Source organism: Rhodococcus sp. OK302, assembly GCF_002245895.1.
Taxonomy (GTDB): domain Bacteria; phylum Actinomycetota; class Actinomycetes; order Mycobacteriales; family Mycobacteriaceae; genus Rhodococcus_F.
Map to the genome: position 1 here is coordinate 4627396 of NZ_NPJZ01000001.1, position 26195 is coordinate 4653590.

The following is a 26195-nucleotide window of genomic DNA, read 5'->3' on the forward strand; positions in this document are numbered from 1 at the left end:
TGGTCCATCACCGCATCACCGGCAGCACGGCCGTGCGTGAACGCCCCGTGGCTGCCTCGACGAACGCCAGCGGGTCGGGCACCGCAGCCAAGACCTCCCGGGCACGCTCGAGAGCCATCTGCTCGGGCTCCGGCCCACCCACCGCAGCGACGACATCGAGCCAATGGACCGTCGATTCGAGGATCGCCATATCCAGAAAGGCACCGAGTGAGACCGACTCCAACATCGGGTGCGCAATCACGGTGGCGCGACTGAGCCCGGTGAGTCGTTCGAACGACTCGGGCAGGTCGATATCAAAGCGTCTAACTATTGATTCTCGATCGACGTCGGCCGCCATCTGTCGGACTATTTCAGCGAGCTGTTCGTGCATCGACTCTGCCGCCGTCGGGTCGGCATTGAAGATGCGGAGCATCCCCGCAGCACTGGTGATCTTCGCGTCGCCGTCTGCAGCAGGCTCGGCGAGCATCGCGATCATGACGTCAGGGGTGACATGCACGTACACGTCCCGAACAGTCCAGCCCGGTAGGCGGGTATCGGCAGTCCACTGCTCGTCCGACAGTTCCGCGGCGCGCTTGGCCCACATCCGCCACAGTCGGATCAGGAGATCCCGGTCCTGCTCGAAATTCGTCACGCCGACTCCCTTACCGACCATTCCCGCACTATCGCACAGTGCCACCGATGCCCGCGGCCGATCTCATAAACAGGAGGGGCACCAATCAGTGCGACGCCGACGAGTCTGTGAGACGTCGAACAGTCGGGTCCGGCGTACGCAAGCCTGAAGCGGTCAAACAGGGTGAACGCCAGCCTCCAGACAGTGGCTCACCGCCAGTGCCACCTCTCCGAAGACACTGCCGGTGATACAAACCCGCAGATCACAGGCCGCAACGACGGACGATTCGCGACGTCGTCGATGAACGTCATGAATCCAGCCCATATGTCCAAACTGGCCGCCTTTGGATGTCAGCCGTGCTCGATTCGTGCCATGCAGTGCCACGAATCGAGCACGGTATCCAGGTGGCCCATCTGAGTTGAGGGCACCTACGTTTCACGAAACTTGTTCAGCACAATGAGACGAGTCCGGCGAGAGACACTAGTCCGGCGTCCTGATCGCCGAGGCGAGAAGGTAATCCAGCGGCAAGCCGAGGTCGTTACCGCAGCGCTCCGCTCGTTGCTCGATGAATCGACACAGATCCTGATGCAGATCGTCCCACCGATCATCCGCGATCAGCCTGTCCTGCTCGCTCACGACGTGTCCCGCAGTGCGAATCAGGAAGTCGGCCGCATCACTAGCGGCAGAGAAACGCGGGGTAATCCGCCCGGGCACAGTGGCGGTGACCCGAAGCTGATGGGGTTCGAGCAGGGTGGCGAGCGCAACGGAATCACCCCATCGACTGGGCGGGCCGCTGCCGGCAGGCGGTGGCGGCAAGTAGTCGCTCAGAATCTGCCCCATCGCCGGCATCAAGCTCCCCGGTACCCACGATGCGAGCACCACCCTGGCGCCGGGGGCAGCGATCCTCGCGAGTTCCCGGGCTGCGATCACATGATCGGATGCATACATCACGCCGAAGACGGAGAGTACGACATCTGCCGAGTGATCCGGGACAGGTAAGGCTTCCAGGTCACCCCACACCCATCCGACTTCGATTCCCGCGCTTCGGGTGCGCTCTTCGGCGAGCCGTAGCAGCGCCGGCTCGAAGTCGACGCCGATAACCTTGCCACCCCGCTCGGCTGCCAACAGGGCTGCGTTCCCTGTACCAGTGGCCACGTCGACCACCCGATCGCCCGGTGAGATTGCCGCCGCCTCGACAGCGGCCAGCGCCGCGGGCCGGAGATGTTGCGCCATCAGGGGGTAGTCGCCGACACCCCATGTCGTCGCCGGGTTGCTCAATGTTCGTCTCCTTGGTTCGGAGACGCCCTTGATCATGTGGTCCGAAGTCGAGCGTGGCGGACCGTGTCCGTCGCAGCGTCTCTCAACTTCGCGAGGGCTAGCGTAGCCAAGCGACACAAGGAGGCGGCATCAAGCCCCGGCACGGTTCACTCATCTCGCGCGCCGCTTGGCTTCGTTGTGCCTGATTTTGCGCGACGGAGATCTCACGCGTTTGACGGCGTCGATACGATCCAGATCGGTACGGGCAGGTATCGCGCAACGTGCATGGATCATCGTGCTCGCATCCGAGGGCGAATCGAACACGCGGATCGCCGAACTGGTGGGCGTGACCCGACAAACCGTGATCACCAGCTGGGGATCAGCAACAGCACTGTTTGCCGATGCGTGGCGTGAATACGGCGTGCAGCCTTGGCGCAGTGAAACATTCAAACAGTACAACTCGCATCGCTCGGAAGTTTCGGCTCTTAACCTGCTGAACGTGAATCATCCCCGGGCTGCCATGCAACCCGGGGATGATTCTGTTTTCACATCAGATGCGCAGCGCGCCTGCGACCGCCGCCAGGATCGCAAGCGCCAGGAGAATTCCCGACGCCAATTTGTTCACCTTGAACATCGAATAGGCACCGCCCATGGCGATTCCGGCACCGATGAACAACAGGTAGGTATAAAGAACGCTCACAAGCTTCCCTTCGTGGACGGAATACCGCTCACGCGCGGATCCGGCTCGACTGCCTCACGCAGAGCGCGGGCAACAGCCTTGTATTCAGCCTCGGTGATGTGGTGCTGATCGCGGCCGTAGAGAACCCGAACATGCAGGGCGATACGAGCATTGAGAGCAATCGACTCGAAGACGTGGCGATTGATCACCGCGTGATACGGAACGCCGGGGTAACCACCGATGACGGAGTGCACCATGTAATCGGGCTCACCGGTGTGCACGCAGTACGGACGTCCCGAGACGTCGACGGAGGCATGCGCCAGTGTTTCGTCCATGGGGATGAAGGAATCACCGAAACGGCGAATACCCTTCTTGTCCCCCAGCGCCTGACCCAAAGCCTGACCGAGAACGATCGCGGTGTCTTCGACGGTGTGGTGTGCGTCGATCTCGACGTCACCCTTCGCCTGCACGTTCAGATCGAAACTCGCGTGAGTGCCCAATGCCGTGAGCATGTGGTCGAAGAACGGAACCCCGGTGGAGACGTCGACGATGCCGGTGCCGTCCAAGTTCAGTTCGACGACGATGCTGGACTCTCGGGTGGTTCTTTCGATCCGCGCGATGCGATCGCTCATGCCGTTTCTCCTTGAGTGATGAGTTGACTGGCCGCGATCTCGTCGCTCGCCTTGATGAAGGCGTCGTTCTCGGCTTCGAGTCCGACTGTGGCACGCAGGTATCCGGGGATTCCGATGTCGCGGATGAGGACTCCGCGATCGAGGTACGCCTGCCAGGCTTTCGCACTGTCGGTGAATTCTCCGAACAGAATGAAGTTGGCATCACTCGGAATGACTCGGAAGCCACTGTCCGCCAAAGCCTTCGACACGCGATCCCGCTCAGCCGAGAGCGCGTGAACGCTGCCCAAGGTTTCGTCGGCGTGGCGCAGTGCCGCGCGCGCAGCCGCCTGAGTCACAACCGAGAGGTGATACGGCAAGCGCACCAACAACAATGCGTCGATGAATGCGGGCGCGGCTGCGAGGTAGCCAAGTCGTCCACCGGCAAACGCGAACGCCTTGCTCATGGTCCGCGTGACAACCAGCTTGGCCGGGAACTCGTCGATCAAGGTCATCGCGCTGGGCGCGGCCGAGAACTCCGCGTACGCCTCGTCGACGATGACGATGCCCGGCGAGACCTCCAGGATGCGTCGTAGTTCCTCGATTCCGACGCTGTGCCCGGTGGGATTATTGGGGCTGGTGACAAAAACGACGTCCGGTCGACGATCCGCGATGACATCGACAGCAGCGTCCACATCCAGAGCGAAGTCCGCACGGCGGAACACCTCCACCCACTCGGTGTCAGTGCCGTCGGCGATGATCGGGTGCATCGAGTACGACGGCACAAAACCCATCGCGCTACGACCCGGACCCGCGAAGGCCTGCAACAACTGCTGCAGGATCTCGTTGGATCCGTTTGCCGCCCAGAGGTTGTCGACGGTGACCGGCACGCCGGTCTGCTTCGACAGGTATGCCGCCAGATCCGTTCGCAATGCCAAGGCATCGCGGTCGGGGTAGCGGTGCAGTTCCTTGGCCGCTTCGCGTACCGATTCGGCGACATCGTCGATGAGCGCCTGCGTCGGCGGATGTGGGTTCTCGTTGGTGTTGAGCTGAACCGGCACCGTCAATTGCGGAGCACCGTACGCCGACTTGCCACGCAGGTTCTCACGAATCGGGAGTGCGTCGACCGAAATCGATCCTCCGGGAACACTACTCATCGCAGAGCCTCGAACCGCAGACGCACAGCCTCACCGTGCGCCGGCAGATCTTCGGCATTCGCGAGCGTGATGACGTGTCCGGCAACATCTTTGAGTGCCGATTCGGAATAGTCGATGACGTGGATTCCGCGCAGGAAGGTCTGCACGCTCAGCCCAGACGAGTGACGCGCGCAGCCGGCCGTCGGTAGAACGTGATTGGATCCGGCGCAGTAGTCGCCGAGACTGACCGGGGCCCAAGGGCCGACGAACACAGCGCCGGCGCTGGTGACCTGAGCAGCGACACCCGTCGCATCTTCGGTTTGGATTTCGAGGTGCTCGGCTGCGTAAGCATTGACTACGCGCAGACCGGCGGCGACGTCGGACACGAGCACCGTTCCGGACTGACTTCCGGTCAAGGCCGTGGTTACGCGCTCGCGGTGCTTGGTGATCTCGAGCTGAGCGACAAGCGCCTTGTCGACGGCGTCGGCCAATTCCACGCTGGTGGTGACCAGGACACTGGCCGCCATGACGTCGTGCTCGGCCTGGCTGATGAGGTCGGCGGCAACGTGGACCGGGTCGGCTGTGTGGTCGGCGAGGATCGCGATCTCGGTGGGGCCGGCTTCGGCGTCGATACCGACAAGTCCGCGGCACAGTCGCTTGGCGGCGGTGACATAGATGTTGCCCGGCCCCGTGATGAGGTCAACGGGTACCAGTTCAGTTCCATCGGTGTCGGTTCCGCCGTACGTCATCAGCGCGATGCCCTGTCCACCGCCGACAGCCCACACCTCTTCGACGCCGAGCATGGCCGCGGCAGCAAGAATCGTGGGGTGCGGCAGTCCGCCAAAATCGGCTTGGGGCGGCGAGGCCACGACGAGCGATCCGACGCCGGCCGTCTGGGCCGGTACAACGTTCATGACAACACTCGACGGGTACACAGCGTTTCCGCCGGGCACGTAGAGGCCGACACGCTCAACCGGAACCCAACGCTCGGTGACGGTGCCGCCGGGCACTACCTGGGTGACGGTGTCCTTGCGGCGCTGATCGGCGTGCACCTTGCGGGTCCGCTCGATGGCAACCTCGAGGGCTTCCTTCACGGCAGGGTCGAGTTCGCGGAGCGCGCGCTCCAACTCGTCGGCCGGAACTCGAACCGAGGCGGGACGCACGCCGTCGAACTTTTCGCCGAACTCGAGAGCAGCTTCGGCGCCGCGATCACGAACGGCTTCGACCATGGGACGAACCTGATGCAATACCGCATCCACATCCACTCCACCGCGGGGAAGCGCGGCGCGAAGTTCGGCCGTGGATGGGGTACGACCGCGTAGGTCGGTGCGGGCAAGCATGAGAGTTCCTCTCGTACGCAAACGGGGGGCCTGTGAAATCGATGATCGAAAACACAGAACTAACGTCAATTATCCAGGATAGGCGCACCCTGTTTTTCACCGGTCCACGTGCGGCGCTCAGCGCAGGTCTGGCGGCCCCGAACAACACCCCCAAAAACATGAGCGTTTATAACAAATGCGTCACGCACCGCTAGGGTCCAAAGTCGTGACAGACAGTGACGTGGCCACACCCGCACCTCCCGCCGTACCGAACACGCAGCGATCCCCCGGACATTCCCCCGCTCGGATAGTGGCAATTGTCGCGTCCATTCTGGGCATCATCCTGTGTGTATCCGTACCGTTCCTGCCGATCGAACAAGACACAGCCACAGTCAATTGGCCACAGTCGGGGTCCACCACAAGCGTCGAAGCTCCCCTGGTCTCATATACGCCCCTACGGTTCGAGGCGTCGATTCCCTGTGCGTCGATCAACGAGTTGGCGGACACCGGCGGAACACTCGTGTCGACGGCTCCAACTACGGCCGGAGACGCACGCCGCTTCGGCTTTGTCGCCACTGTCTCCCCTGAATCTGCGGACGCGCCCGCTCGCGTCACCGCGACCCTGCGCGATCAGATGTTGTTCTCGATGCCCGTGCAGGAACTTGCCGACGGTTGCGCACTCACACTGGTTTCCGAACCGACCCGAACCGTGTTCGACGCCACCGGATCCGAATCACGAATTTTCGACGGTGACTACCGTCCGCAAGTAGTCGGGGTTTTCAGCGACCTCGATTCCGCGGCGGCTGGTTTGAACGTGTCGATCGAGACGGACTCCCGCTTCACCTCGAGTCCGTCGACGATCAAGATGCTCGCGATGATCATCGGCGCTCTCACCATGATCATTTCGCTTGTCGCGTTGCACCGCCTCGACAACCTTGACGGCCGGGGCAGCCGAAAGTTTCTCCCCGCACGCTGGTGGAAATTCACGGGCGTCGACGGCGTTGTCATCGGAACGCTGGTGTTGTGGCACTTCATCGGAGCCACAACGACAGACGACGGTTACCAGTTCACGATGGCCCGCGCTTCGGAGCAGGCCGGCTACATGTCGAACTACTTCCGGTGGTTCGCTGTCCCGGAAACACCGTTCGGAACTCCGTACTACAACATCCTCGGACTCCTTGCCGACGTCAGCACCGCTAGCCCCTGGGTTCGTCTGCCGGCTCTGTTGGCAGGCATCGCCACGTGGCTCGTCATCAGTCGCGAAGTTGCACCACGTCTGGGCGCAGCGATCCGCGGAAACCGTCTTGCACTGTGGACCGGGGCGCTCGTTTTCCTCGCTTTCTGGCTCCCCTTCAACAACGGACTTCGCCCGGAACCGATCGTTGCACTCGGTGTCCTCCTGACCTGGTGCTCAGTCGAACGTGCCATCGCGACCCGGCGTCTCCTGCCGGTCGCCGTCGCGATCCTGATCGCAGGATTCACTTTGACGGCCGGACCGTCGGGCCTGATCTGCTTTGCCGCCTTGATCGCCGGTATCCGTCCGATCATGCGCATCATCATCGAACGAGCTCGCACCACCGGCTACATCGCGGCCGTCGGGCCGCTGTTGGCCGCTGGACTGTCGATTCTGATCCCCGCTTTCGGCGATCAGAGTCTGGCCACTGTCATCGAAATGCAGCGAGTCCACTCGATCTCCCCGAATGCACCCTGGTTCGACGAATATCTCCGCTATCAGTACCTACTCAACATCAGCGTCGACGGTTCCCTCACTCGCCGGTTCGGTGTGTTCGTCATGATCCTGTGCCTCGGCGTCTGCACCGCGATGATGCTGCGCAAGGGTGGCCGAATCCCCGGGTTGGCCGCCGGTCCGTCGCGTCGCGTCGTCGGTCTCACGATCGGCGCGTTGCCGCTGCTGATGTTCTCCCCCACCAAGTGGACCCACCACTTCGGGATCTTTGCCGGACTCACAGCAGTTCTGGCAATGATGACTGCGGTTGCGGTTGGCACCAAACTTCTGCGTTCGCCGCGTAATCGCGCGCTGTTCGCTTCCGGTGTCTTGTTCTTGCTGGCGATCGCATTCACGGGCAGCAACGGCTACTACTACGTCTCCAGCTACAGCGTTCCGTGGTGGGACAAGCCGGTCTCGATCGGCGGACTCGGCGCGAGCACCGTCCTACTCGGTCTGACCGTGCTGATGCTCGGACTCGCCGCGTGGTACTTCTTCCGTGAGCCGTACACCGTCGGAAAGGAACCATCCGCGAAGCATGCTCGTTTGCTTGCCATTTCACCGCTGACAATCGCAGCCGGAGCCATGGTTCTCTTCGAGGTACTTTCCATGTCCAAGGGCGTGATCACGCAGTATCCCGCCTACTCGGTGGGGCGCGCGAACGTCGACGCAGTCCTCGGCCAAACCTGTGGACTCGCCAATGACGTACTGCTCGAAACCGATCCGAACGCATCGATGTTGACACCGATCTCCGGTGACATCGCGACAGCACTTTCAGCGGGCGGTGCCACAGGATTCACCCCCAACGGTGTTGCCAGTGACCTCAGCGCCGACAAGGAAGCGTCGGCTACCGGCGGCGCGAACACCGTCGATACCGACGAGACCGCAACCGGCAACTCCGCCGGAACCGGTGGTGGCGCCGGGCAAACCGGAGTCAACGGCAGCACAGTGGCACTCCCCTTCGGCCTGGATCCGGCAACTACGCCGGTGATGGGTAGCTACGGTCAGCCCGCGCCGGGCACGCTGACAAGCGATTGGTACCGACTTCCCGAACTGGGCGAGAACGGCACCCGCGGGGAGATCATCTCTATCGCCGCTGCCGGACGTGTTCGGTCCGTCGATACAGACGGCATCGTCACGTACGGACAGAACGTGGAGGTCGAATACGGCACCGCGCGAGAAGCCGACGACATGGAGGTCCTCGGACGCATCGCTCCGATCGACATCGGTCCGTCGCCGTCATGGCGAAACCTTCGGGTACCGCTGGACCAGATTCCCATCGAGGCCAACAGCGTTCGCCTCGTCGTCAGCGACAGCGACACCAAGGCAGATCAGTGGGTGGCCGTCACGCCGCCACGGGTTCCGCAGACACAGAAGTTGCAGGACGTCGTCGGATCGCAGGCGCCGGTGATGCTGGACTGGGCTGTGGGCCTGGCATTCCCGTGCCAACGCCCCTTTGATCATCGTGTCGGGATCGCCGAAATTCCCGAGTACCGCATCCTGCCCGACCATGCCGGAGCATTGGTCACCACTGCGTGGCAGGACCACTTCGGCGGCGGCCCGCTCGGGTGGATCGATCTGCTCCTGAGCGCGCAGACGATACCGTCCTACCTCGACAACGACTGGGATCGGGACTGGGGATCGATCGAGAAGTACACACCACTCGATCCGAGCGCCGTGCCTGCTCAACTCGACGAGGTGCGAGTGGGGCGCTCCGGGATGTGGAATCCCGGCCCGATGACCATGGCCTTCTGATCGCCCGAAAGTCATGCGACCAGGCTGCTGTATGACCTAGCCTCCCAGTCATGGGAGCTAAGTCACGGTCGATCGCCTCCGCCTTGCTCGCACTTGCCTGTGCGTTCGGGGTAGTGGCGTCGCCGATGCCGGCGGCAGCAACTCCGGACGACAACTTCCTCTGGGGCGTGGCTACCTCCGGATTCCAGTCGGAAGGTTCGTCCCCCGACAGCAACTGGTCGCGTTACTCGGCCTCAGGTCGCACACACGACCAGATCGGTGATTCGGTCGACTTCCGGCACCGCTACGTCGAGGACATCGACCGGGCGGCAAACCTCGGCGCAAAGGTGTTTCGCTTCGGCGTCGAATGGGCCCGGGTTCAACCCGCATCGGGAACCTGGAACGAAACCGAATTCGAGTACTACGACGACGTCGTTGCACAGATCCGGGCGCGTGGAATGAAGCCGATGATCACGCTCGATCACTGGGTGTATCCGGGCTGGGTTGTCGATCAGGGCGGGTGGATGAACCCGAAAACCGAAACGGATTGGTTGGCCAATGCCGAGAAGGTGGTCCAGCGCTACTCCGGCATGGACGCTCTGTGGATCACCATCAACGAGCCGACCGTGTATGTGCAGCGTGAATTGACCTATGGCGGAATCGCTCTCCCCCAGGCGCCGGCAATGTTCGACGCCCTGGTTCGAGTCCATCGCTCGATCTACGACCGCATTCACAGCATCGACCCGGGTACTCGCGTCAGCACCAACTTCTCCTTCATCCCCGGTGTGTCCGAAGCTGTCGATTCTGTTTTCACTGATCGAGTCCGCGACAAACTCGACTTCCTCGGTATCGACTACTACTACGGTGTTGCACTGGACAATCCCACTGCCGCCTACGCCGCGATCGACGAGTTCTACAACGTCACACCACAACCCGAAGGGCTGTACGACGCCCTGATGCGCTACTCGCACAAGTATCCCGAACTCCCCCTGTACATCGTGGAAAACGGAATGCCCACCGACAACGGGAATCCGCGCCCCGACGGTTACACCCGGTCGAATCACCTCAGTGATCACATCTACTGGATGGAGCGCGCCCGCGAGGACGGTGCCGACGTCATCGGATTCAACTACTGGTCCATCACCGACAACTACGAATGGGGCTCGTTCCGACCACGTTTCGGCCTCTACACCGTCGATTCCCTATCCGATCCCACTCTGACGCGCGTACCCACTGACGGTGTCGAGACGTACCGCCGGATCATCGAAGACAACGGAGTCCCGGCGGACTACGTCCCCGTCAAAGCGCCCGCATTCTGCTCGTTGGTCGATCCCCCGCTCAGCTGCACAAACACTCATCGATAGGAATCGTCATGTCACATTTCAAGAAGCTTGCCCTCACTGCAACCGTCTCGGCAGCAATGATTTTCGCCGGCGGTGCACTCGCAACCGCTGCACCTACTCCGACCGACTCGCCGCGCGAAGCACAAGCCCGCGCCTACATCGACGCACTAGTTTCGCACGACGTCAGCGACGTACACTTCGCCCCCGACGCCACCCGCGTCGAAGCCGGCATCCAGACTGGTTTCTCCGGCCCCCAATTGAGCGCGGACCTTGACAACGGTGTGCAGTACAGCGTGATTCAGGGCGTCCGCGATCTGCGGATGACCGAAGAAGGAGACCTCGTGACCACCGTGTATCTGCTGGACGCCGGGGTTCTCGGCACCAGGCTCGCCACGGTCGAGATCCGGGAAACTTTCGTGATCCGCGACGGCCTGATTCACACCATCGTGGCCGACATCATTCCCGTATCGCTGTCCTAGTCCGGACACTGCGACAATCGAACATAAGTGAGTTAAATCACTCCTCCGGCGGGTTTAGTTCACGCCCACAGGATCCGACCTGCCGTCTCCACAAATCTCCTGGCCATAGCGAACGTTTGACCAAATGGCGAGCCCATCGCCGTGCTGTAAAACTGAGTCACGAGTCGCAATACTATGACGCGAACCATACAAATGACACCGTTGCGGGTGTACGGAACCTACTCGTTTACCAGTTCCAGAAGTACGGGCACGCGTGCGAGCCCAACTTCACAAACAGCGAAGGACCAGCATGCTGTTGCCGATGGCGCCCACCGACTCACTGTTTCTGCTCGGCGAATCCCGCGAACATCCGATGCACGTCGGCGGACTGGCGATCTTCACCCCACCCGACGGAGCCACTGCAGCAGATATGCGCTTGATGTTCGATACCGCGTTGACAGCGGGTCGTCTCGCCCCGGTCTTCCGCAAACGGGCACGCCGTTCCATCACGTCTCTCGGCCAATGGGGATGGGAAAACCTCGCCGACGACGACATCGATCTGGAACACCACGTGCGGCGAGATGCTCTCCCTTCTCCCGGTGGAATGACGGAACTGACCAACTTGGTTTCGAGATTGCACGGCACATTGCTCGACCGCAGTCGACCGTTGTGGGAAATGCACCTGATCGAAGGACTTTCCGACGGCCGATATGCCGTCTACATCAAGATCCATCACGCACTTTCCGACGGGGCAAGCGCGATGAAGCTGCTCCGCGAGAGTATGAGCACCGACCCCAACCGCCGGAATATGCCTGCGCCCTGGCAAGTTTCGCATCCAGTGACAGCAGTGCCAACTCCGGACAACTCCGCGTCGACATCGACGCTAAGCGAAACCTTGTGGGGAGCCACTCGGGCAGCAGTCGGCGAGGCAGCCGGACTGATACCAGCAACAGTGGGCACCCTGGACCGAGCGTTGCGCGGCAAAGGCGGAGCCGTCTCGCTCACCGCACCTCGCACCGTGTTCAACGTCCCGATCGGCGGAACCCGCCACATCGCCGCCCGCACCTTTCCCCTCGAACGGATTCGCTTGCTGGCCAAGCACTCCGACGCCACCATCAACGATATCGTCTTGACACTGTGCGCCGGCGCTCTCCGCAGTTACTTGCACGACCGGGACGCGCTACCGACTACGCCCATGATCGCGATGGTTCCCGTCTCGCTGCGCGCGCCCGACAACGACGTCGACACCACCGGCAATCGGGTCGGGGTGCTCATGTGTAATCTGGCAACCCACCTTTCCGAGCCTGCACACCGCCTCGAAACTGTACGTACCAGCATGAACGACGGAAAGGCCGCACTCCGTTCAATGAGCCCCGTGCAGGTTCTAGCGATGAGCGCCCTCGGGGTGGCCCCGCTCGGAGTAGAAATGTTCCTCGGCCGCCGAGGCCCACAACGACCGCCGTTCAATCTCGTCATCTCCAACATTGCCGGACCGAGTATGCCGTTGTACTGGAACGGTTTCCGATTGGACACCCTCTACCCGTTGTCGATCCCGACGACGGGGCAGGCGCTCAACATCACGTGCACCAGCAACGATGACAACATCGTCTTCGGGCTGACCAGTTGCCGGCAAGCGGTCCCGGACCTCGATTCCCTCCTCGACCACCTCGACACCGAACTCGACCTCCTGGAAACTGCAATCGTCCTGTAGCTGCCTTGGAAATTCACCTAGCCAAGCCGATAGCGCAGGTAGATCACTCCGCTGTCAAATGTCTTCTCCGCAAGTAGATGCAGATCCAGTCGCACAGTGGCGGGGAGTGCTCTCAATCCCCCACCGATACTGATCGGGCACAAGAACAGGTGGCACTCGTCGACCAGTCCCGCGCTCATCGCCTGTGCGGCAAGAGTGGGACCTCCGATCGAAATGTCCTGCGCGGCTGACATCTTCATTGCACGAACAGCTTCGGGTTGACTTCCTCTCGGCCGTGAACCGACCGAGATTCCCCACAGGGCTCACACCCCGCAGTTGCCCCTGAAACTCACATTCCAGGGTTCCTGATTCACAGACAGTTGCCTCTACACGCTTACACGAGAAGAGGACTCACACCATCTCCACAGGCCGACACCGCCAGTCCGACGGCCAAAATATTGATCGCAGCATTGACATCCCGATCGTGAACGGCTCCGCACCGGCACGTCCACTCCCGAACGTCCAACGGCAACGACTCGACCACAACCCCACACACCGAGCAGGTCTTCGACGACGGATAAAACCGGTCGATCGCCACCACCCGCCGCCCGTACCAATCGGCTTTGTAGTCGAGCATCGACCGGAACTCCGACCACGCCGCATCCGAAATCGCCCGCGACAAACTGCGGTTCTTCAGCATGTTCGCCGCACTCAACGTCTCGACGGCGATCACTTGATTTTCGCGCACCAGCCGAGTGGAGAGTTTATGCAGATGGTCGCGTCGCCGATCAGCAACACGCCCATAGATTTTCGCGACCTTCAACCGGGCCTTCGCCCGGTTCGCGGATCCTTTCTGTTTTTTCGCCAGCGCCCGTTGCGCTTTCGCCAACCGGACACGATCCTTCGCCTCATGACGCGGGTTGTCGATCTTCTCCCCCGTCGAGAGCGTGAACAGGCTCGTGATTCCGGCATCGACGCCCACCGTCTGTTCCGTCGACAGCAGTGAGGCGATCTCGGTCTCGACGAGAATCGAAATATGGTACTGCCCACGAGAATTACGGGACACCGTCACCTGCGAAGGGACGGCACCGTCCGGTAGCGGTCGCGACCATCGGATGTCCAAGGGTTCGGCCTGTTTCGCCAACCGAATGACACCGCCCCGGTAGGTGAAGCAGTTCGAAAAATATGTTGCCGAATCCTTCGAGACACCCTTTTTCTTGAACTTCGGATACCGGTTCTGCCCCCGCCAGAACTTGTCGAACGCACCCTGCAACTGTCGCAAGGCTTCCTGCAGTGGGCCTTTCGACGGTTCCGCCAACCACGTGGTGTCCGGCTCGCGTTTCCAGCCGGTGAGCATCTTCGACGTATCGCCGTACGAGACACGACGCTGCTCCTGCTGCCACGCGTGCGAGCGCTCCGCGAGCGCACGGTTGTAGACGTAACGAGTGCATCCGAACGTGCGGGCAAGCTGCTGCGCTTGACCGTCCGTCGGATAGAAACGGTACTTGTATGCCCGCTTCACCACCCCCGTAGCCATAACCGAGACCCTAGCGACAGCCACCGACAGGTTCGGCTATCCCGGCCCTGAACGACCGGGTTTGTGCCGAAGGCTCATTGATCAAACGTCCGCCCGAGCCTGGTGCGAGCCGTCATCGGGGCCGGCAACGTCGTGGAGTACACAATTTTGTCGGCTCCCCGCCAAATCCGACCGTAATCGTCTGTGACAGGCGATGAATCGAATCCTTCCATCGACTCCCACACAGACATCGTCTCGTACATTCTGCGCCCGAGCAGGTAGGTGCCCACGTCCCGTTCGAGGTCGTTGACAAACGCATGCACCTCCTCGTCCGGTGCTGCCCAGTCGAAATTCCCCTCGGCGTCGGCGACGTACCCGTCCAGCGAGCAGATCGCCATGTAGTTGAGGTTCACCATCGGTCTACGTGCAAGATGTTGTCGATGGGTTCACGGGCCGCCAGTTTGAACGTCTCTCCGGTGAAGTAGGCCGTCGGGATCAACGCACCCTGATGGACGCCTTCCGGGATGCCCAAGAGTTCCGCGACCTCAGCTTCTCGCTGCAGATGCAAGGTCGTCCACGCGGTTCCCAGACCGCGGGCTCTCGCCGCCAATGCGTAACTCCACACAGCGGGAAGCAGAGATCCCCACAAACCTGCCTGGTTTCCGGCAGGCAAGGTCTTGCCGGCCTTGATACACGGAATCAGGAGCACCGGAACGTCACCCATATGGTTACCGAGCCACTCGACGCTGGTTCCGACGCGTTGCTGCACCGAAGCCCGCTCAGGATTGTCGCTGAACAGCTTTGCCGCCGAGCCCTGTGACACCAGATATTCGTCGGTAACCTCTTTGTAGATTTGCCCGACACTGGCGCGCAGATCCGGGTCGGTGACCACTACCCATTGCCACCCTTGCCGATTCGATCCCGACGGGGCCTGCAGCGCAACCTCGAGGCATTCCTTGATCAAATCCAACGGGACCGGCCGCGTGAGGTCCAGTCGCTTCCGTACTGTTCGCGTCGTCGTCAGTAATTCGTCGGGAGTCAGGTCCAGAACCGGGAATTCGTTCATGGCTCGATCATGGCACCGATCGGCGCCACTCGGAACAGCATCTAGACTCCCTTTCCGTCCCGGCGCACTCCCCGGCCGAATGATCGCAACAAGAAGGAACACGTAATGAGTTGGCATGTGTGGTTGGCATTCTTCGGCGCAAGCTGGGTCATCAGCTTGTCCCCCGGCGCCGGTGCGATCGCCTCGATGTCATCGGGTCTTGCCGTCGGCCTACGCCGCGGCTACTGGAACATTCTCGGACTGCAACTCGGCCTACTCCTTCAGATCGGAATCGTCGCAGCCGGCGTCGGTGCAATTCTTGCCAACTCGACCGTCGCCTTCTCGATCATCAAATGGTTCGGCGTCGCCTATCTGGTGTACCTGGGTATTCGCCAATGGCGGTCTGCACCCACCGAGGTAACCACCGACGAGTCAGCTGCGGTCAGTTCCGGCCCGATGATGATGTTTCGAGGTTTCCTGGTCAACGCCAGCAATCCCAAAGCGGTAGTTTTTATGCTCGCGGTGTTGCCTCAGTTCCTCGATCCGGGCAGGCCGCTGGTCCCCCAGTACCTGATCATCGCGGCAACGATGTGCGTCGTCGATGTCATCGTGATGACCGGATACACCGGCCTCGCAGCACGGGTCTTGCGGCTCATGCGGTCACCGAAACAGCAGAAGACCACCAACCGTGTTTTTGCCGGCCTGTTCTTCGGTGCAGCCGGTTTCCTCTCGAGTATCGGTCGCGCGGTGGCCTGAAAACCGCTTCAGAGTCCGGCAATCAAATTGACGACGGACGCCACGATCACCGATCCGAAGACGTAGGACAACAGTGCGTGGCCCAGAGCCATCGCGCGCATGTCCGACGACGTCAAGTTCGTATCCGAGATCGCGAAGCTCATCCCCACTGTGTACGCGACATAGCCGAAATCGCTGTATCGCGGGGGCTCCTCCTGATTGAAGTCGATGCCGCCGTCCGGACCGCTGTAATACAGGCGCGCATACCCCAGCGCGAAGAGTGTATGGACGGCCAGCCACGAAATAACCACGCTGACAACGGCAATCGATGCCGCCACCAACTGATACCGACGACCATCCGGGGATGCGAGCAGGAGGAAGGCGATTCCGACGAGGCTGGCCACCGCCGCAGCGAGGATCAGAAGGTGAGCGACGTTGCGAGCAGGTTCTTCGCGGGTCGAATGGCTTGCCGTCAACGTTGCATCGAAGGGCCAGACCAGAATCCACGTCCAGACCGTGAAGACCATGGCTGCAACGTCCCAACCGATCAGGAACGAAAAGCGCGCATATCCCACCAACGCCACCACGATCCCGGCAATGACGCCCAGAATCAATCCCGTCGCCACCCGCAGCGCGGGCCCGGCTCCCAGCGCGCGCCGGGGTACAGGAACAACCGGTAGATCTTCCGAACGTGCATTCACGCCCTCAGTCAACCACCGCGATGCGCGACAAGTGAGGATCGGCGCGCGGAGTCATAGATTGCAGGCACCAACAACCGGCTTACCGTTGAACCGATCGAGCACGTAGGCCATCCCGACCCCGAAGTCCGCCACGGCAGGCGCCAGGTGGTTGTTTCCGCTTCCCTGATTGACCGCAGGCAGGGTATCCGTGAACAACGTTGCCGACGCACCACGCGAGCACCAGTCGTCAACGAGCTGACGCGTCTGCTCGTACGGAATGAAATCGTCATTGATCGCGCCGTTCACCAGAATCGGCGACGTCGGAGTGCGTCGTCCGATGCGTTGTTCCTCGATGACCTGCAAGATCTCGGGCACCGACTCGACCACGTCTGCGAGGGGTCGACCATCGACCGTCCACGACGCTGTCGACTGCTTTCCGTATTTGGTTCTCGAATCGATCAGGCATTGGCCGGACACATCGGCCAGTACCGATCGACCATAGTCGTTCAACCTCGATTCGATGGCCGCTCGAGCCGCCGGATACCGGTCCGTCACGCCGTTGATCGTGTATCCGATCGCGGCCATCAAACCGGTACCGTCGATGTGCCGGAGAACGCGTGCCAGATCTGCAGGCGGTGCACTCGCATAACTACCCACCAGATTCAGGTCCGGCGCATATTCAGGTGCAAGTTCCGTCGCCGCCGCGGTCGCTCCCCCGCCCTGCGAATGGCCCCACAGTGCGATCGGGTCATTCGGGTTCGCGTGCGCGACTTTGAGTGCTGCCCGGGCGCCGTCGAGCATGGCGTGCGCTTCTTCACTTCGATTGACGTACGTGTGTACCCCTGGAGTACCGAGTCCGATGTAGTCCGTGACCAAGACCCGGATACCCTGAGTCAGGAATGCGAAAGCAAAAGCCGCCTCGTAGTTGACGCCGAAACTTCCTGTCGCAGGGTCCCATTGACCCGCCGTGGGAAACATCTTCGACGGCGCACACTGATCGCCTTGGCCTTGGGTTCCGGGACCGATCACTACCGTCGGACGTGGACCGGGCCCAGCCCAGTTGGCAGCCGGTTCGAGATAGGAACCCGATACTGCAACCTCGGCATCATGGGTATCGGTGCTCGAATACAGCACGCGCGTACCAACTCCGGGGATACCGGCGAGAGCGCCGGCAAGCGGAAGTGGCTGCGTCCGGATCACCGAACCGGGAGTGCCCACGTCATCGGCGTCTGCGTTGTAGAAGTTCTCGTTCGGCGAGGACTGAGCCTGCGCGGTCAGTGGCACTGCCACCAACAGCGCCATAGTCACGACGACGAATGCCCATCCGCTTCTCATGGTGCGCTCGTCACGTCAGTCAGATGCCACGTCACAGGCTCCATCCTTCCCTCGATTTCGGCATCCCACTCGTGCCCCGGGCGCCTGGCTTGACGGCCAGCACTTGGTGAATGGTGAGTCGATGGGCCTCCTCGAAGCCGAGCGCACTCGCCGCGAGATACAGCAGCCAAGTACGGACACGTGGAGCACCTACCTCCCCGACAGCGGCGTCCCAGTTCTCCCGAAGGTTCGCCACCCACGCACGCAGCGTCAGTGCGTAGTGCTCGCGAAGCGACTCACTGTCCCGAGTCTCGAATCCCGAACGTTCCAGAGCGTCAACAGTTTTACTCAACGAAAGAATCTCACCGTCGGGAAAGATGTACCGGTCGATGAAGCTGCGTCCGTCAACAACCTTGTCCGGCAATGATTTCACCGAAGCAATCGCGTGATTGAGCAAACGGCCCTCCGGTTTCAGCAAGCCGTACAACTTAGCGGTGTAGGTCTGCAAATTTGCCAAACCGACGTGCTCCGACATACCGATACTCGAAATCGCGTCGTACGGCCCGTCGTCGACGTCGCGGTAATCCTGCACCCGGATTTCGATCCGATCCGTCAGTCCCGCATCGGATACCCGCCCTTTCGCGTACTCCACCTGTTCGTGACTGAGCGACACCCCGACGACCTCGACGCCGTAGTTCTGCGCCGCATGCAACGCCATCGATCCCCACCCGCAGCCGACATCGAGTAGTCGCATCCCGGGCTTCAATCCCAGTTTGCGGCAGATAAGGTCAAGCTTTCCGCGTTGGGCATCCTCGAGCGTCTGCGTCCCGGTGGGCCAATACCCGCATGAATACACCATGCTCGGACCCAAAAACAGTTCGTAGAAAGCGTTTCCGACGTCGTAGTGATGCGAGACGGTCTCCGAGTCGCGAGATCGACTGTGCCGCCGACCTGGCTTGCGCCGCATCTCGATGGACGGAGGTTTCGGCGGCAACCCCAACGCGCCCAATCCGACCAAGGTGGCGCCGGTTCGCAGGACTGCGCCCGCCGACATCTCCGAAATTCTGTGATCACCAATCCGCGAGACCAGATCCGGCACGTCGAGCAGCGCAAAAATGTCGCCGTCGATGTCCAAGTCGCCAGATACATATGCCCTGGCCAAACCAAGTTCGTCAGGCGAATAGAGCACTCTCCGCAGCGCACGCCGGTTGCGGAAATGGACCCGAGCTGCCGCGTCGGGTGGACCGGCCTGCGACCCGTCCCAACAACACACACTAATCGGCAGTTCCGTGCCCACCAATTCCTCGAACACTGTCAAAATCTTGGTTGCGGCTCCAGTCACGAACCAACCCTCCTGAGAAAGTTTGTCAGCACCTGACTCAAAACCTACGCCCGAACGTGGAGAATTTCGCGCGGTATGTCCGGTTTCGGCTTTCGCTCAGGGTTCTACGAGCCCCGCCAGGAATTCCACCAGCAGACGCGTCGTCACCTCTCGCGGCAGGCTTTCGACGGCGGCAAGGACCGCCGCCATGTCCAGCGGCGAGTCCCCCGAGCTCTTCGGATCCAGCCCCGCCGACGCGAGAGCTGCCGCAACAGCCTCACTCGGCAGTGCAAGAACATCGTCGACGCTTACGTCGCCGCGCTCGAATGCCACTGCAAGCTCTGCCAAGGCCGGGGGCGGACCCGCTGCAGGCAGTCCCCGAACCTCGTCAGCACCCACTGTCAACGCACTCGACAGCTCATCGAGAACACTTTCCGTGACGGGTGTAATGGTCAAGTGAGTGGTTCGAGGAAGCGCCGTGCCATCGGGTTGCGTCGACGCCGGTTGTCCTTGCAGCACAAAGCCTCGAGCGCCGACAGCTGTGACCCATCGGTGCGGATCGACTCGCCGATCGACCGAAACCGATTCGTCAGCGGCGACGGCAAACAGTGGGCCGACCGGCGTTCCGACGACGCGCAACCCTTCGATGGTACCGACTACCGCCACCAGGGAGTCCGTCGCTCGCTTTGCCTGCTGCACCAACTCTGCGTATCCCGACTCCCCGAGAACCTGGGAAATTGCCCAGGCTCCGGCAAGCGCCGCAACGGATTTGGAACCCATCAACGTTGGATTGACCACGGGGTAGCCCGGCCACGATGTGAGACCGAAATACTGCTTGCGGTGGAGATCTCGTCCGCGGTACAAGATCACCGAGGCACCTTTCGGTGAGTATCCGTACTTATGGAGGTCCGCGGAGATACTCGTAACGCCGGGAACTCGGAAATCCCAGGCGGGCAGTTCACCCCACCACGGCAACGCCAATCCCCCGATGCAGGCGTCAACGTGAAGCGGAATTGATTGTATGCGAGCTACTTCCGCAATCTCGATGATCGGATCGAGGGCAGCAAACGGATAGCTCGGAGCTGAGGCCACGATCAGTACGGTGTCGTCGCGAAGTGCCTCCTCTATATCCGCAGCGGCGACGCGGCCGGATTCCGGATCGACCGGCACCAACACGAGCGCCAGACCGAGCAGATGTGCTGCCTTGTGAAACGCAGCGTGAGCTGTGGTCGGAAGAACCAGAGAGCCTTGCCCTGGTGGAAGACCGCGAAGGTCACGAGCCGCTTTGACTGCCAGAATGCAACTTTCGGTACCGCCGCTGGTGACGTTGCCGACCACCTCGTCGTCGCCGTGGAGGAATCCACGAGCGAATCCTACGAGTTCGCGTTCCATCACTGCTGTGGACGGGAACACCGTGGGATCCAGGCCGTTGACGGGTTGCACGAGTCCGGCCGCATCCGTGGCCAACTGATCCAGTGCAGCCAATCCGCTGTCGTAGACATACGACAGGACCCGACCGCCGTGGGTGGGAGCATCGTCTTCACGGAGGCTACGAAGTCTCTCGAGTACTTCGGCGGACCGGCTCTCGATGGATGTTGTTTCAGTGGCGGTCATCGTTCTCCTGTGTGTTGTAGGCGCGCAGTACTGCAAGGCTGATCATCACCAGAACAGCCGGCGCCACCGAGAAGCCCAGTGCGATCCCGGTGATCGCCGAATCCGGTTGGTCCACGGCCTTTCCGGCCTGCGAGGACACGAAGCCTGTCGACGCAAGAAAAAGCAAGAACACCGCCGGCCCGAGCGCGAGGCCTGCCGTTTCAGCGGCAGTCCAGATTCCGCTCAACGAACCGCCTCGCTGACGTCCACCGATCCGGGCGTCGTCCTCGATCGCCTCGGGAAGCATCGCCAACGGGAAAACCTGCATACCGGCGTACCCGACGCCGGCCAACCCGACGGCGCCGTAGATCCAGACTCCGCTGCCGAACGCTGCACAGGCTAAAAGCAGTGTCGCCACAACAAAGATGATCGACGACACAACGTAGCCGCGAAGTTTGCCGTGGCGACGCGAGTAGCGATACCACAGCGGCATGATGAGCAGGGCCGGTCCGACCAAGGCCGCAAACAATCCGGTGATGGCATCTTCGTTTCCCATTACGTAGGTAGCGAGATACTGAGCCCCAGCCAACATCACCGCCGTCGCGAGAGCTTGAAGAACAAAAACGATCACGAGCAGGCGGAACGATCGAGTGCTGCGAATTGCATCGAACCCGTCGCGGTATTGCGAGAGAAGCGAACCCACCGGAGCGTCGGCACGAGTCACGGTGCGAGTTGCGGCGCCGTACACAGCCCACAGCATCGCGCCGCACATCACTGCGGATACACCCACAGCCATGACCAGATAACCCTCCGCTCCCCCGCCCGCTACGTTGCGCAACGCGGGGCCACCTCCGCCGATCAACAGAATTGCCAAGGCCAGCACGGCTATTCGGACGGAGATCAGGCGGGTGCGCTCGTGATAGTCACCGGTCAATTCGGTGGGTAGGGCAATGTACGGCACCTGGAAAAGGCTGTACGCGCTTGCCGCCAGAAGAAAGAACACCAGTACCCAGGCGGCTCCGACGCCGGAGCCGCCGGATACCGGTGCCGCAAAGGTAAGGATGAACAGCAGCGGAAGGGCGAACGACCCGACCAGCATCAGTGGCACGCGGGTACCGGTTCGATGTGAACTTCGATCACTGATGGTTCCGATCAACGGATCGATCAGGACGTCCGCAATTTTCGGAACGATTACCACCAACGACGCCAATCCGGCCGCCACACCGAGAGTGTCGGTCAGGTAGTACGCCAGTACCAACCCCGGAAGCACACCAAAACCTCCGGTCCCGATACTTCCGGCGGCATATGCAGCAACAACACCCTTCGACAGCCGTCCGTCGACTCGGCGCTCACCGCTCTGCACGGGCTTCTCTGTGGTCACCGTCCACACACTATGTGCCCGACTCCAGTCTTGAAGCAAAAAGAATCCCGAAGACGCGAAGTCCGCATAATCTGCTCCGACCGCATGTAAAACTTGGACGACACAAGCACACCGACGATCCCGCGCACACAACCGAAGGTCATCGAGATGACAACCCATCCTTTGGCGCCGCTCTGGCCGCCGCACGGTGTCACGATTTCATGCGGACCGATCAGCCTCGAATCGGTGAAAGACGAGCACTTACCCGAACTCGACGCACTGATTCGAGCCGGCATCCATCCGGCTGGCCAGATGCCATTTGTCGTGCCGTGGACCACCGGGACACCTGACGAAGTATCTCGACGATTCATGCAGTACCACTGGTCGATTCGCGGGTCGATGACTCCCACAGCATGGACATTCGAAACCGTCATTCGAATCGACGGCACGATAGTGGGCTGCCAAGGGTTGTCTACCAAGAACTTTCCGGAGACTCGTACTGGCGAAACCGGGTCGTGGATCGGGCAGGAATTTCAGGGACGTGGTCTCGGCACTCTCGCCAGGCAATCGATGTGCGCGTTCGCTTTCGACCACCTGGGCGCCACCCGAATCACCTCGACCTCGTTTGCCGACAATCCTGCATCGCTCACCGTGTCCCGGAAAATCGGCTACCACGACGCGGGAAGTATGGACCGGCTAACCGATTCCGGCCGGATGACGGTGCAACAATTCCTCACCCTGGATCCCCCGGGTTTTGTGCGACCACTGGAACCCGTCGTCGTTCGCGGTTCCGAGGCTATTCGATCCATGCTTGAGATTGTGTGAGAAATGCCCCTCTTCGCGACTCTTGAATCTGGAGGACTGCCACTGTTGCGATGCGTCAATCCCCTTGCCCTAGCGAATTTTTGCCCTATTTCCTACCACCCGACTCACCGCGGAGTGCAAGCGTTAGCACCGCGCCGAGGGCACTCACCGCAGCGGCAACGATGAAGAGCGTCGAGAACGACGGCAAGGTAGCAGCCCCCGCTTCGGAGACCGCAACCGTGGCCAAGACGACCGTGGCGATCGGGGCCCCCAGTGCAGATCCGACGGTGCGCAGCACACCGTTGACCCCCATGGCAGCAGCCACTTCGTCGCGTGGAGCAAGGCTTGCGACAAGATCAGCGCAGACGGAAAACCCAACACCGTTGCCGAGCCCGACGAGTGAGAAGAACACCACCACCATCGCAAGGTTGCCCGGCGCGATCGCCACTCCGATGCTCCCAATGCCCATGAGAGTAAGCGCCAGAAACGCCGTGGACTTGGCGCCGATGCGCAGAATCAGCAGCGGCGCGAATCGACCACCGAGGAACACCAGGATTGCCCCGGGCAGTAGGGCGAGTCCAGTTTCGGTCACTGTGAATCCGTGTCCATTGCCGGATGCCAGCGGAGCCTGAAGCAGAACCGGCAGACCGACGTAGAAGATGTACGGGATAAATCCGAGGAAGAGTGTGAGCCCGTTGGTCACGGCAAGCGCCGGCCGTGCCAGAGTGCGCATATCGATCAATGGTGTTGTGATCCGGAGTTCCACGACTACCAACGCAAAAAGCGATATGACGGCGAGCAGGAACAATCCCAGCACCGGCAGTGAGATCCAACCCCAACTCCCGCCTTGCGAGATCGCGAGCAACAGCGAAACGAGCCCGACGACCAGCAGCGCAGTGCCCACCCAGTCAGTCCGGGATGCAGTGCCCCTGGACGAGGCCGGAACGAAGAAGACCACCAGCATCAACGCCGTGCCGCCCATCAGCGCCCCGATTACAAAAAGCACTTGCCACGAGGCAGCTTCAAGAACAACGCCGCCGATCACGAGCGCCGCGCCGGCACCGAGACCAAGGGTCCCGCTAAGCCAGCCGAATGCAGCTCGCTGCGGCGCCCCCGATAGGTGGCGCCGAACTATCGCCAGGGCGAGAGGGAAAGTAGCAGTACTCACACCTTGCAAAATTCGGCCGAACAGGAGTACCGCAAAGCTCCCGGCAACGGCGGCCAGGACACTGCCCATCACGAAGATCGCCAACGTTACGATCATGATTTTTCGATGGCCGTACCGATCCCCAAGCGACCCGAGGATGGGTGCGGCCACGGCGCCGCAGAGGAGGTAACTGGTGAGGATCCAGCCCGCCAACGGCGCATCGATCCCAAATTCCCCCATGAAGGTGGGCAGCGCTGGAACCAGGAGGGTCTGCATCATCGAAAAGGCAAGAACTGCCACCGCCAACGACAGCACCAGAAAGCGCCCCCCGGCCTCGATGGCGGGGGCACCCTCCACATGTCGGGTGGTTGCATCTGATGGCGCGGATGGCATCGTTGCTCGATTCTGTCTGATAAGAATTTGAACGGAACGGAATATTCCATTCCGATAGAACCGTACGGCAATCAGCGGTACCGTGACGACGTGACTCCCACCAACTCCGGAAACCCTCCCCTGCGCGGCCGCGCTCGTGAGGCGCAAAACAACGATGACTCGATCCTGAAAGCGGCCCGCGAGGTGTTCTACGAGTACGGCTGGGGGGCGCCCATGTCCGACATAGCCGCTCGCGCTGGAATCGGCGTAGCCAGTATCTATCGCCGCTATCCCAGTAAACCCGTGCTGGTGAACGCGCTGCGGATTCTCGCTCTAGAACAGATTATCGAGCTGGCAGACACCTGCGCTGCAACCGCCGAAACGCCCGGCCACCCGGATTCTGCTGTCGAAATCTTCCTCCACCGCAACATCGTCGAAGCCTCCGCACCCCTGGTCTCGACTTTTGGCCGCCATATGAAAACGAACCCCGAGATCGACGCGCTTGCCGATCGTCTCGAGAAGGCCCTCGAATCCGTGATAGCAGTGGACCGTCGACTGAAACTGATCCCGGATCATTACGGCCCCGCCGACATCATGCTTACGATCATGCATCTGCGGCCGAATCTGCCAGTGAACCGGGAACGCTCGAATGAGATCCATCTTCGCGAACTCAGCTACGTGCTCTGCGGACTTCGGGCTGTAGCTACTGAAGGCTCCGCAGTTGCCGGCAAACCTTCGAGTTGGCAGGAGTGGCTGCAGCTAAACAGCATCAATGGCTGAAAGTAGTCGGATTCACGGCTACACACCGAGACAGATCGTTCCGACAACAAAACTGTTGCTCTCATAAACACCCCGATGACCTCCGCCATGTCACGCAGACCTTGCATGCGATCCGGACATCAGGTGGCCCATTCAGTAGTCGACACAGAATCATCGATACCGCTGGAGCTACTCGATCGGTGGTCATGGTCGGCGATAGAGTCGTCGACAAATCGGGTGACGTCGTAGGCAGTTCCGGTTTCTACATCGATGTCACGGAGTCGCACGGCCCCACGAAGAAGGAATCTGTCGACGAAATTGTCAGTGAAATCGCCATCTCGCGCAGCGTTATCGAACAAGCCAAAGGCATGCTTATGGTCGTGTACGGGGTCCCGGCCGATCGCGCGTTCGACATCGTCGTCTGGAGGTCACAGGAGACCAACACCAAACTGAAAACCGTGGCAGAGCAGCTCATTACGCGGGTGCGTGAAAATTTTCATGTATCGACCGTGCTGCGAAACCGATTCGATCAGATACTGCTCCAGCACTGAGCCACCTGCACCGACCGACAGATATGGTCACATCTAAGAACCGTCGAGGCTGCCCGCCGAACTACCAGTCGCACTTCCGGTTACCGAGCCGGCGTTGAGCCGATAGCTCAATGAGGCACTTTCGAAAACGATGTAGAAGAAAGATTTGATTGCGGCGGATACATCGAACATTGTTGGGCCTTCCTCATCACGGAATCCGACCGCTGCCAGCAGCCAGACGGAGGACACATTTTTGTCCTCGCTACGCGAACCATATACCTGAATATTCCACTCTACCAAGCAATCCCGAGATGATCGATTTGCCGGAAACCCCTGCGCGCGCCAGAATCTCGAATACACACAGTCAAGATTCAACCCACACAACACCGCCAATCGGACGTTTCCGAATTATCGCCCGGGCACTACTGTAATCGTTCCCTGACAGACTGCGTTCTGCGG

At 61.1% G+C, this 26195-nt stretch carries 25 protein-coding genes; 8 read left to right on the forward strand and 17 right to left on the reverse strand.

Going from position 1 to position 26195, the window contains the following annotated elements; all coding sequences use genetic code 11:
- Nucleotides 1-7: 7 nt before the first annotated feature.
- The 6 genes from BDB13_RS21155 to hisD all read right to left on the reverse strand — a co-directional run bounded on the left by BDB13_RS21155 (nucleotide 8) and on the right by hisD (nucleotide 5630).
- Nucleotides 8-631: a maleylpyruvate isomerase N-terminal domain-containing protein gene (locus BDB13_RS21155; protein WP_254922900.1), complete on the reverse strand. Its 624-nt coding sequence runs from the start codon at nucleotides 629-631 to the stop codon at nucleotides 8-10.
- Between the two features lie 459 nt (nucleotides 632-1090).
- Nucleotides 1091-1888 (reverse strand): class I SAM-dependent methyltransferase, encoded by a 798-nt coding sequence (locus BDB13_RS21160; RefSeq protein ID WP_176459640.1) that lies wholly within the window; start codon nucleotides 1886-1888, stop codon nucleotides 1091-1093.
- Nucleotides 1889-2417: 529 nt separating this feature from the next.
- Entirely contained in the window at nucleotides 2418-2567 is a 150-nt protein-coding gene (locus BDB13_RS32230; RefSeq protein WP_169632255.1) for a hypothetical protein, read from the reverse strand.
- Nucleotides 2564-3178: an imidazoleglycerol-phosphate dehydratase HisB gene (gene hisB / locus BDB13_RS21170; RefSeq protein ID WP_094273564.1), complete on the reverse strand. Its 615-nt coding sequence runs from the start codon at nucleotides 3176-3178 to the stop codon at nucleotides 2564-2566. The genes BDB13_RS32230 and hisB overlap by 4 nt, the downstream gene beginning before the upstream one ends.
- Nucleotides 3175-4311, reverse strand: a complete 1137-nt coding sequence (locus tag BDB13_RS21175) for a histidinol-phosphate transaminase (RefSeq protein ID WP_094273565.1) — start codon at nucleotides 4309-4311, stop codon at nucleotides 3175-3177. Before BDB13_RS21175 ends, hisB begins: the two co-directional genes overlap by 4 nt.
- Nucleotides 4308-5630 (reverse strand): histidinol dehydrogenase, encoded by a 1323-nt coding sequence (gene hisD / locus BDB13_RS21180; protein ID WP_094273566.1) that lies wholly within the window; start codon nucleotides 5628-5630, stop codon nucleotides 4308-4310. The genes BDB13_RS21175 and hisD overlap by 4 nt, the downstream gene beginning before the upstream one ends.
- A 175-nt stretch (nucleotides 5631-5805) precedes the next feature.
- Here hisD and BDB13_RS21185 point away from each other — a divergent pair, with 175 nt between their 5' ends.
- The 4 genes from BDB13_RS21185 to BDB13_RS21200 all read left to right on the forward strand — a co-directional run bounded on the left by BDB13_RS21185 (nucleotide 5806) and on the right by BDB13_RS21200 (nucleotide 12581).
- On the forward strand, nucleotides 5806-9090 hold the full coding sequence (locus tag BDB13_RS21185) for an arabinosyltransferase domain-containing protein (RefSeq protein ID WP_176459641.1): 3285 nt from the start codon (nucleotides 5806-5808) through the stop codon (nucleotides 9088-9090).
- Between the two features lie 125 nt (nucleotides 9091-9215).
- Nucleotides 9216-10433, forward strand: a complete 1218-nt coding sequence (locus tag BDB13_RS21190; protein ID WP_254923045.1) for a glycoside hydrolase family 1 protein — start codon at nucleotides 9216-9218, stop codon at nucleotides 10431-10433.
- An 8-nt stretch (nucleotides 10434-10441) separates the two neighbouring features.
- Nucleotides 10442-10891, forward strand: coding sequence for a hypothetical protein (locus BDB13_RS21195; protein WP_094273568.1), 450 nt, complete (start codon nucleotides 10442-10444; stop codon nucleotides 10889-10891).
- Between the two features lie 289 nt (nucleotides 10892-11180).
- Nucleotides 11181-12581, forward strand: a complete 1401-nt coding sequence (locus BDB13_RS21200; RefSeq protein WP_094273569.1) for a WS/DGAT/MGAT family O-acyltransferase — start codon at nucleotides 11181-11183, stop codon at nucleotides 12579-12581.
- Nucleotides 12582-12598: 17 nt separating this feature from the next.
- Here the strand turns inward: BDB13_RS21200 and BDB13_RS21205 are convergent, their stop codons facing one another.
- From BDB13_RS21205 to BDB13_RS21220, 4 genes are all read right to left on the reverse strand, one after another.
- Complete coding sequence (locus tag BDB13_RS21205) at nucleotides 12599-12880, reverse strand: dihydrofolate reductase family protein (RefSeq protein ID WP_369597474.1); 282 nt, start codon at nucleotides 12878-12880, stop codon at nucleotides 12599-12601.
- 74 nt (nucleotides 12881-12954) lie between these two features.
- A complete protein-coding gene (locus tag BDB13_RS21210; protein WP_094273571.1) occupies nucleotides 12955-14097 on the reverse strand; it encodes an RNA-guided endonuclease InsQ/TnpB family protein in 1143 nt (380 codons plus the stop codon).
- A 74-nt stretch (nucleotides 14098-14171) separates the two neighbouring features.
- The gene (locus BDB13_RS21215) at nucleotides 14172-14492 is read right to left on the reverse strand and encodes a dihydrofolate reductase family protein (protein WP_094273572.1); all 321 of its coding nucleotides are present in this window, start codon (nucleotides 14490-14492) and stop codon (nucleotides 14172-14174) included.
- Nucleotides 14486-15142: a nitroreductase family protein gene (locus BDB13_RS21220; protein WP_094273573.1), complete on the reverse strand. Its 657-nt coding sequence runs from the start codon at nucleotides 15140-15142 to the stop codon at nucleotides 14486-14488. The genes BDB13_RS21215 and BDB13_RS21220 overlap by 7 nt, the downstream gene beginning before the upstream one ends.
- A 105-nt stretch (nucleotides 15143-15247) precedes the next feature.
- On the opposite strand from BDB13_RS21220, the gene BDB13_RS21225 reads away from it, so the two are divergent.
- Entirely contained in the window at nucleotides 15248-15877 is a 630-nt protein-coding gene (locus tag BDB13_RS21225; RefSeq protein WP_094273574.1) for a LysE family transporter, read from the forward strand.
- A gap of 8 nt (nucleotides 15878-15885) precedes the next feature.
- Here BDB13_RS21225 and BDB13_RS21230 read toward each other — a convergent pair whose 3' ends face one another.
- The 5 genes from BDB13_RS21230 to BDB13_RS21250 all read right to left on the reverse strand — a co-directional run bounded on the left by BDB13_RS21230 (nucleotide 15886) and on the right by BDB13_RS21250 (nucleotide 22154).
- Nucleotides 15886-16557 (reverse strand): DUF1345 domain-containing protein, encoded by a 672-nt coding sequence (locus BDB13_RS21230; RefSeq protein ID WP_094273575.1) that lies wholly within the window; start codon nucleotides 16555-16557, stop codon nucleotides 15886-15888.
- Between the two features lie 51 nt (nucleotides 16558-16608).
- Nucleotides 16609-17838, reverse strand: a complete 1230-nt coding sequence (locus tag BDB13_RS21235; protein WP_441347241.1) for a lipase family protein — start codon at nucleotides 17836-17838, stop codon at nucleotides 16609-16611.
- Between the two features lie 64 nt (nucleotides 17839-17902).
- Nucleotides 17903-19192: an SAM-dependent methyltransferase gene (locus tag BDB13_RS21240; RefSeq protein WP_094273577.1), complete on the reverse strand. Its 1290-nt coding sequence runs from the start codon at nucleotides 19190-19192 to the stop codon at nucleotides 17903-17905.
- A 96-nt stretch (nucleotides 19193-19288) separates the two neighbouring features.
- Nucleotides 19289-20785 (reverse strand): pyridoxal phosphate-dependent decarboxylase family protein, encoded by a 1497-nt coding sequence (locus BDB13_RS21245; RefSeq protein WP_094273578.1) that lies wholly within the window; start codon nucleotides 20783-20785, stop codon nucleotides 19289-19291.
- Nucleotides 20772-22154, reverse strand: a complete 1383-nt coding sequence (locus BDB13_RS21250) for an MFS transporter (RefSeq protein ID WP_094273579.1) — start codon at nucleotides 22152-22154, stop codon at nucleotides 20772-20774. The genes BDB13_RS21245 and BDB13_RS21250 overlap by 14 nt, the downstream gene beginning before the upstream one ends.
- A gap of 138 nt (nucleotides 22155-22292) precedes the next feature.
- On the opposite strand from BDB13_RS21250, the gene BDB13_RS21255 reads away from it, so the two are divergent.
- On the forward strand, nucleotides 22293-22949 hold the full coding sequence (locus tag BDB13_RS21255; protein WP_094275081.1) for a GNAT family N-acetyltransferase: 657 nt from the start codon (nucleotides 22293-22295) through the stop codon (nucleotides 22947-22949).
- Nucleotides 22950-23034: 85 nt separating this feature from the next.
- Here the strand turns inward: BDB13_RS21255 and BDB13_RS21260 are convergent, their stop codons facing one another.
- Nucleotides 23035-24468, reverse strand: a complete 1434-nt coding sequence (locus tag BDB13_RS21260; protein WP_094273580.1) for an MFS transporter — start codon at nucleotides 24466-24468, stop codon at nucleotides 23035-23037.
- Nucleotides 24469-24558: 90 nt separating this feature from the next.
- Between BDB13_RS21260 and BDB13_RS21265 the strand changes: the two genes are divergently transcribed.
- Together BDB13_RS21265 and BDB13_RS33075 are read left to right on the forward strand one after the other, a co-directional pair.
- Nucleotides 24559-25227, forward strand: coding sequence for a TetR/AcrR family transcriptional regulator (locus BDB13_RS21265; protein WP_176459642.1), 669 nt, complete (start codon nucleotides 24559-24561; stop codon nucleotides 25225-25227).
- A 185-nt stretch (nucleotides 25228-25412) separates the two neighbouring features.
- Nucleotides 25413-25757, forward strand: coding sequence for an ANTAR domain-containing protein (locus tag BDB13_RS33075; RefSeq protein ID WP_254922902.1), 345 nt, complete (start codon nucleotides 25413-25415; stop codon nucleotides 25755-25757).
- Between the two features lie 33 nt (nucleotides 25758-25790).
- Here the strand turns inward: BDB13_RS33075 and BDB13_RS21275 are convergent, their stop codons facing one another.
- Nucleotides 25791-25985 carry a hypothetical protein gene (locus tag BDB13_RS21275; RefSeq protein WP_094273582.1) on the reverse strand — a complete coding sequence of 65 codons (195 nt, stop codon included), beginning with the start codon at nucleotides 25983-25985 and terminating at the stop codon, nucleotides 25791-25793.
- Nucleotides 25986-26195 lie beyond the last annotated feature (210 nt).

Coding starts and splice junctions, on each gene's coding strand:
- hisB (WP_094273564.1), bottom strand. CDS start 3,178: ATGAGCGATCGCATCGCGCGGATCGAAAGAACCACCCGAGAGTCCAGC.
- BDB13_RS21175 (WP_094273565.1), bottom strand. CDS start 4,311: ATGAGTAGTGTTCCCGGAGGATCGATTTCGGTCGACGCACTCCCGATT.
- hisD (WP_094273566.1), bottom strand. CDS start 5,630: ATGCTTGCCCGCACCGACCTACGCGGTCGTACCCCATCCACGGCCGAA.
- BDB13_RS21185 (WP_176459641.1), top strand. CDS start 5,806: ATGCGTCACGCACCGCTAGGGTCCAAAGTCGTGACAGACAGTGACGTG.
- BDB13_RS21190 (WP_254923045.1), top strand. CDS start 9,216: ATGCCGGCGGCAGCAACTCCGGACGACAACTTCCTCTGGGGCGTGGCT.
- BDB13_RS21195 (WP_094273568.1), top strand. CDS start 10,442: ATGTCACATTTCAAGAAGCTTGCCCTCACTGCAACCGTCTCGGCAGCA.
- BDB13_RS21200 (WP_094273569.1), top strand. CDS start 11,181: ATGCTGTTGCCGATGGCGCCCACCGACTCACTGTTTCTGCTCGGCGAA.
- BDB13_RS21210 (WP_094273571.1), bottom strand. CDS start 14,097: ATGGCTACGGGGGTGGTGAAGCGGGCATACAAGTACCGTTTCTATCCG.
- BDB13_RS21215 (WP_094273572.1), bottom strand. CDS start 14,492: ATGGTGAACCTCAACTACATGGCGATCTGCTCGCTGGACGGGTACGTC.
- BDB13_RS21220 (WP_094273573.1), bottom strand. CDS start 15,142: ATGAACGAATTCCCGGTTCTGGACCTGACTCCCGACGAATTACTGACG.
- BDB13_RS21225 (WP_094273574.1), top strand. CDS start 15,248: ATGAGTTGGCATGTGTGGTTGGCATTCTTCGGCGCAAGCTGGGTCATC.
- BDB13_RS21235 (WP_441347241.1), bottom strand. CDS start 17,838: ATGGCGCTGTTGGTGGCAGTGCCACTGACCGCGCAGGCTCAGTCCTCG.
- BDB13_RS21245 (WP_094273578.1), bottom strand. CDS start 20,785: ATGACCGCCACTGAAACAACATCCATCGAGAGCCGGTCCGCCGAAGTA.
- BDB13_RS21255 (WP_094275081.1), top strand. CDS start 22,293: ATGACAACCCATCCTTTGGCGCCGCTCTGGCCGCCGCACGGTGTCACG.
- BDB13_RS21260 (WP_094273580.1), bottom strand. CDS start 24,468: ATGCCATCCGCGCCATCAGATGCAACCACCCGACATGTGGAGGGTGCC.
- BDB13_RS33075 (WP_254922902.1), top strand. CDS start 25,413: ATGGTCGGCGATAGAGTCGTCGACAAATCGGGTGACGTCGTAGGCAGT.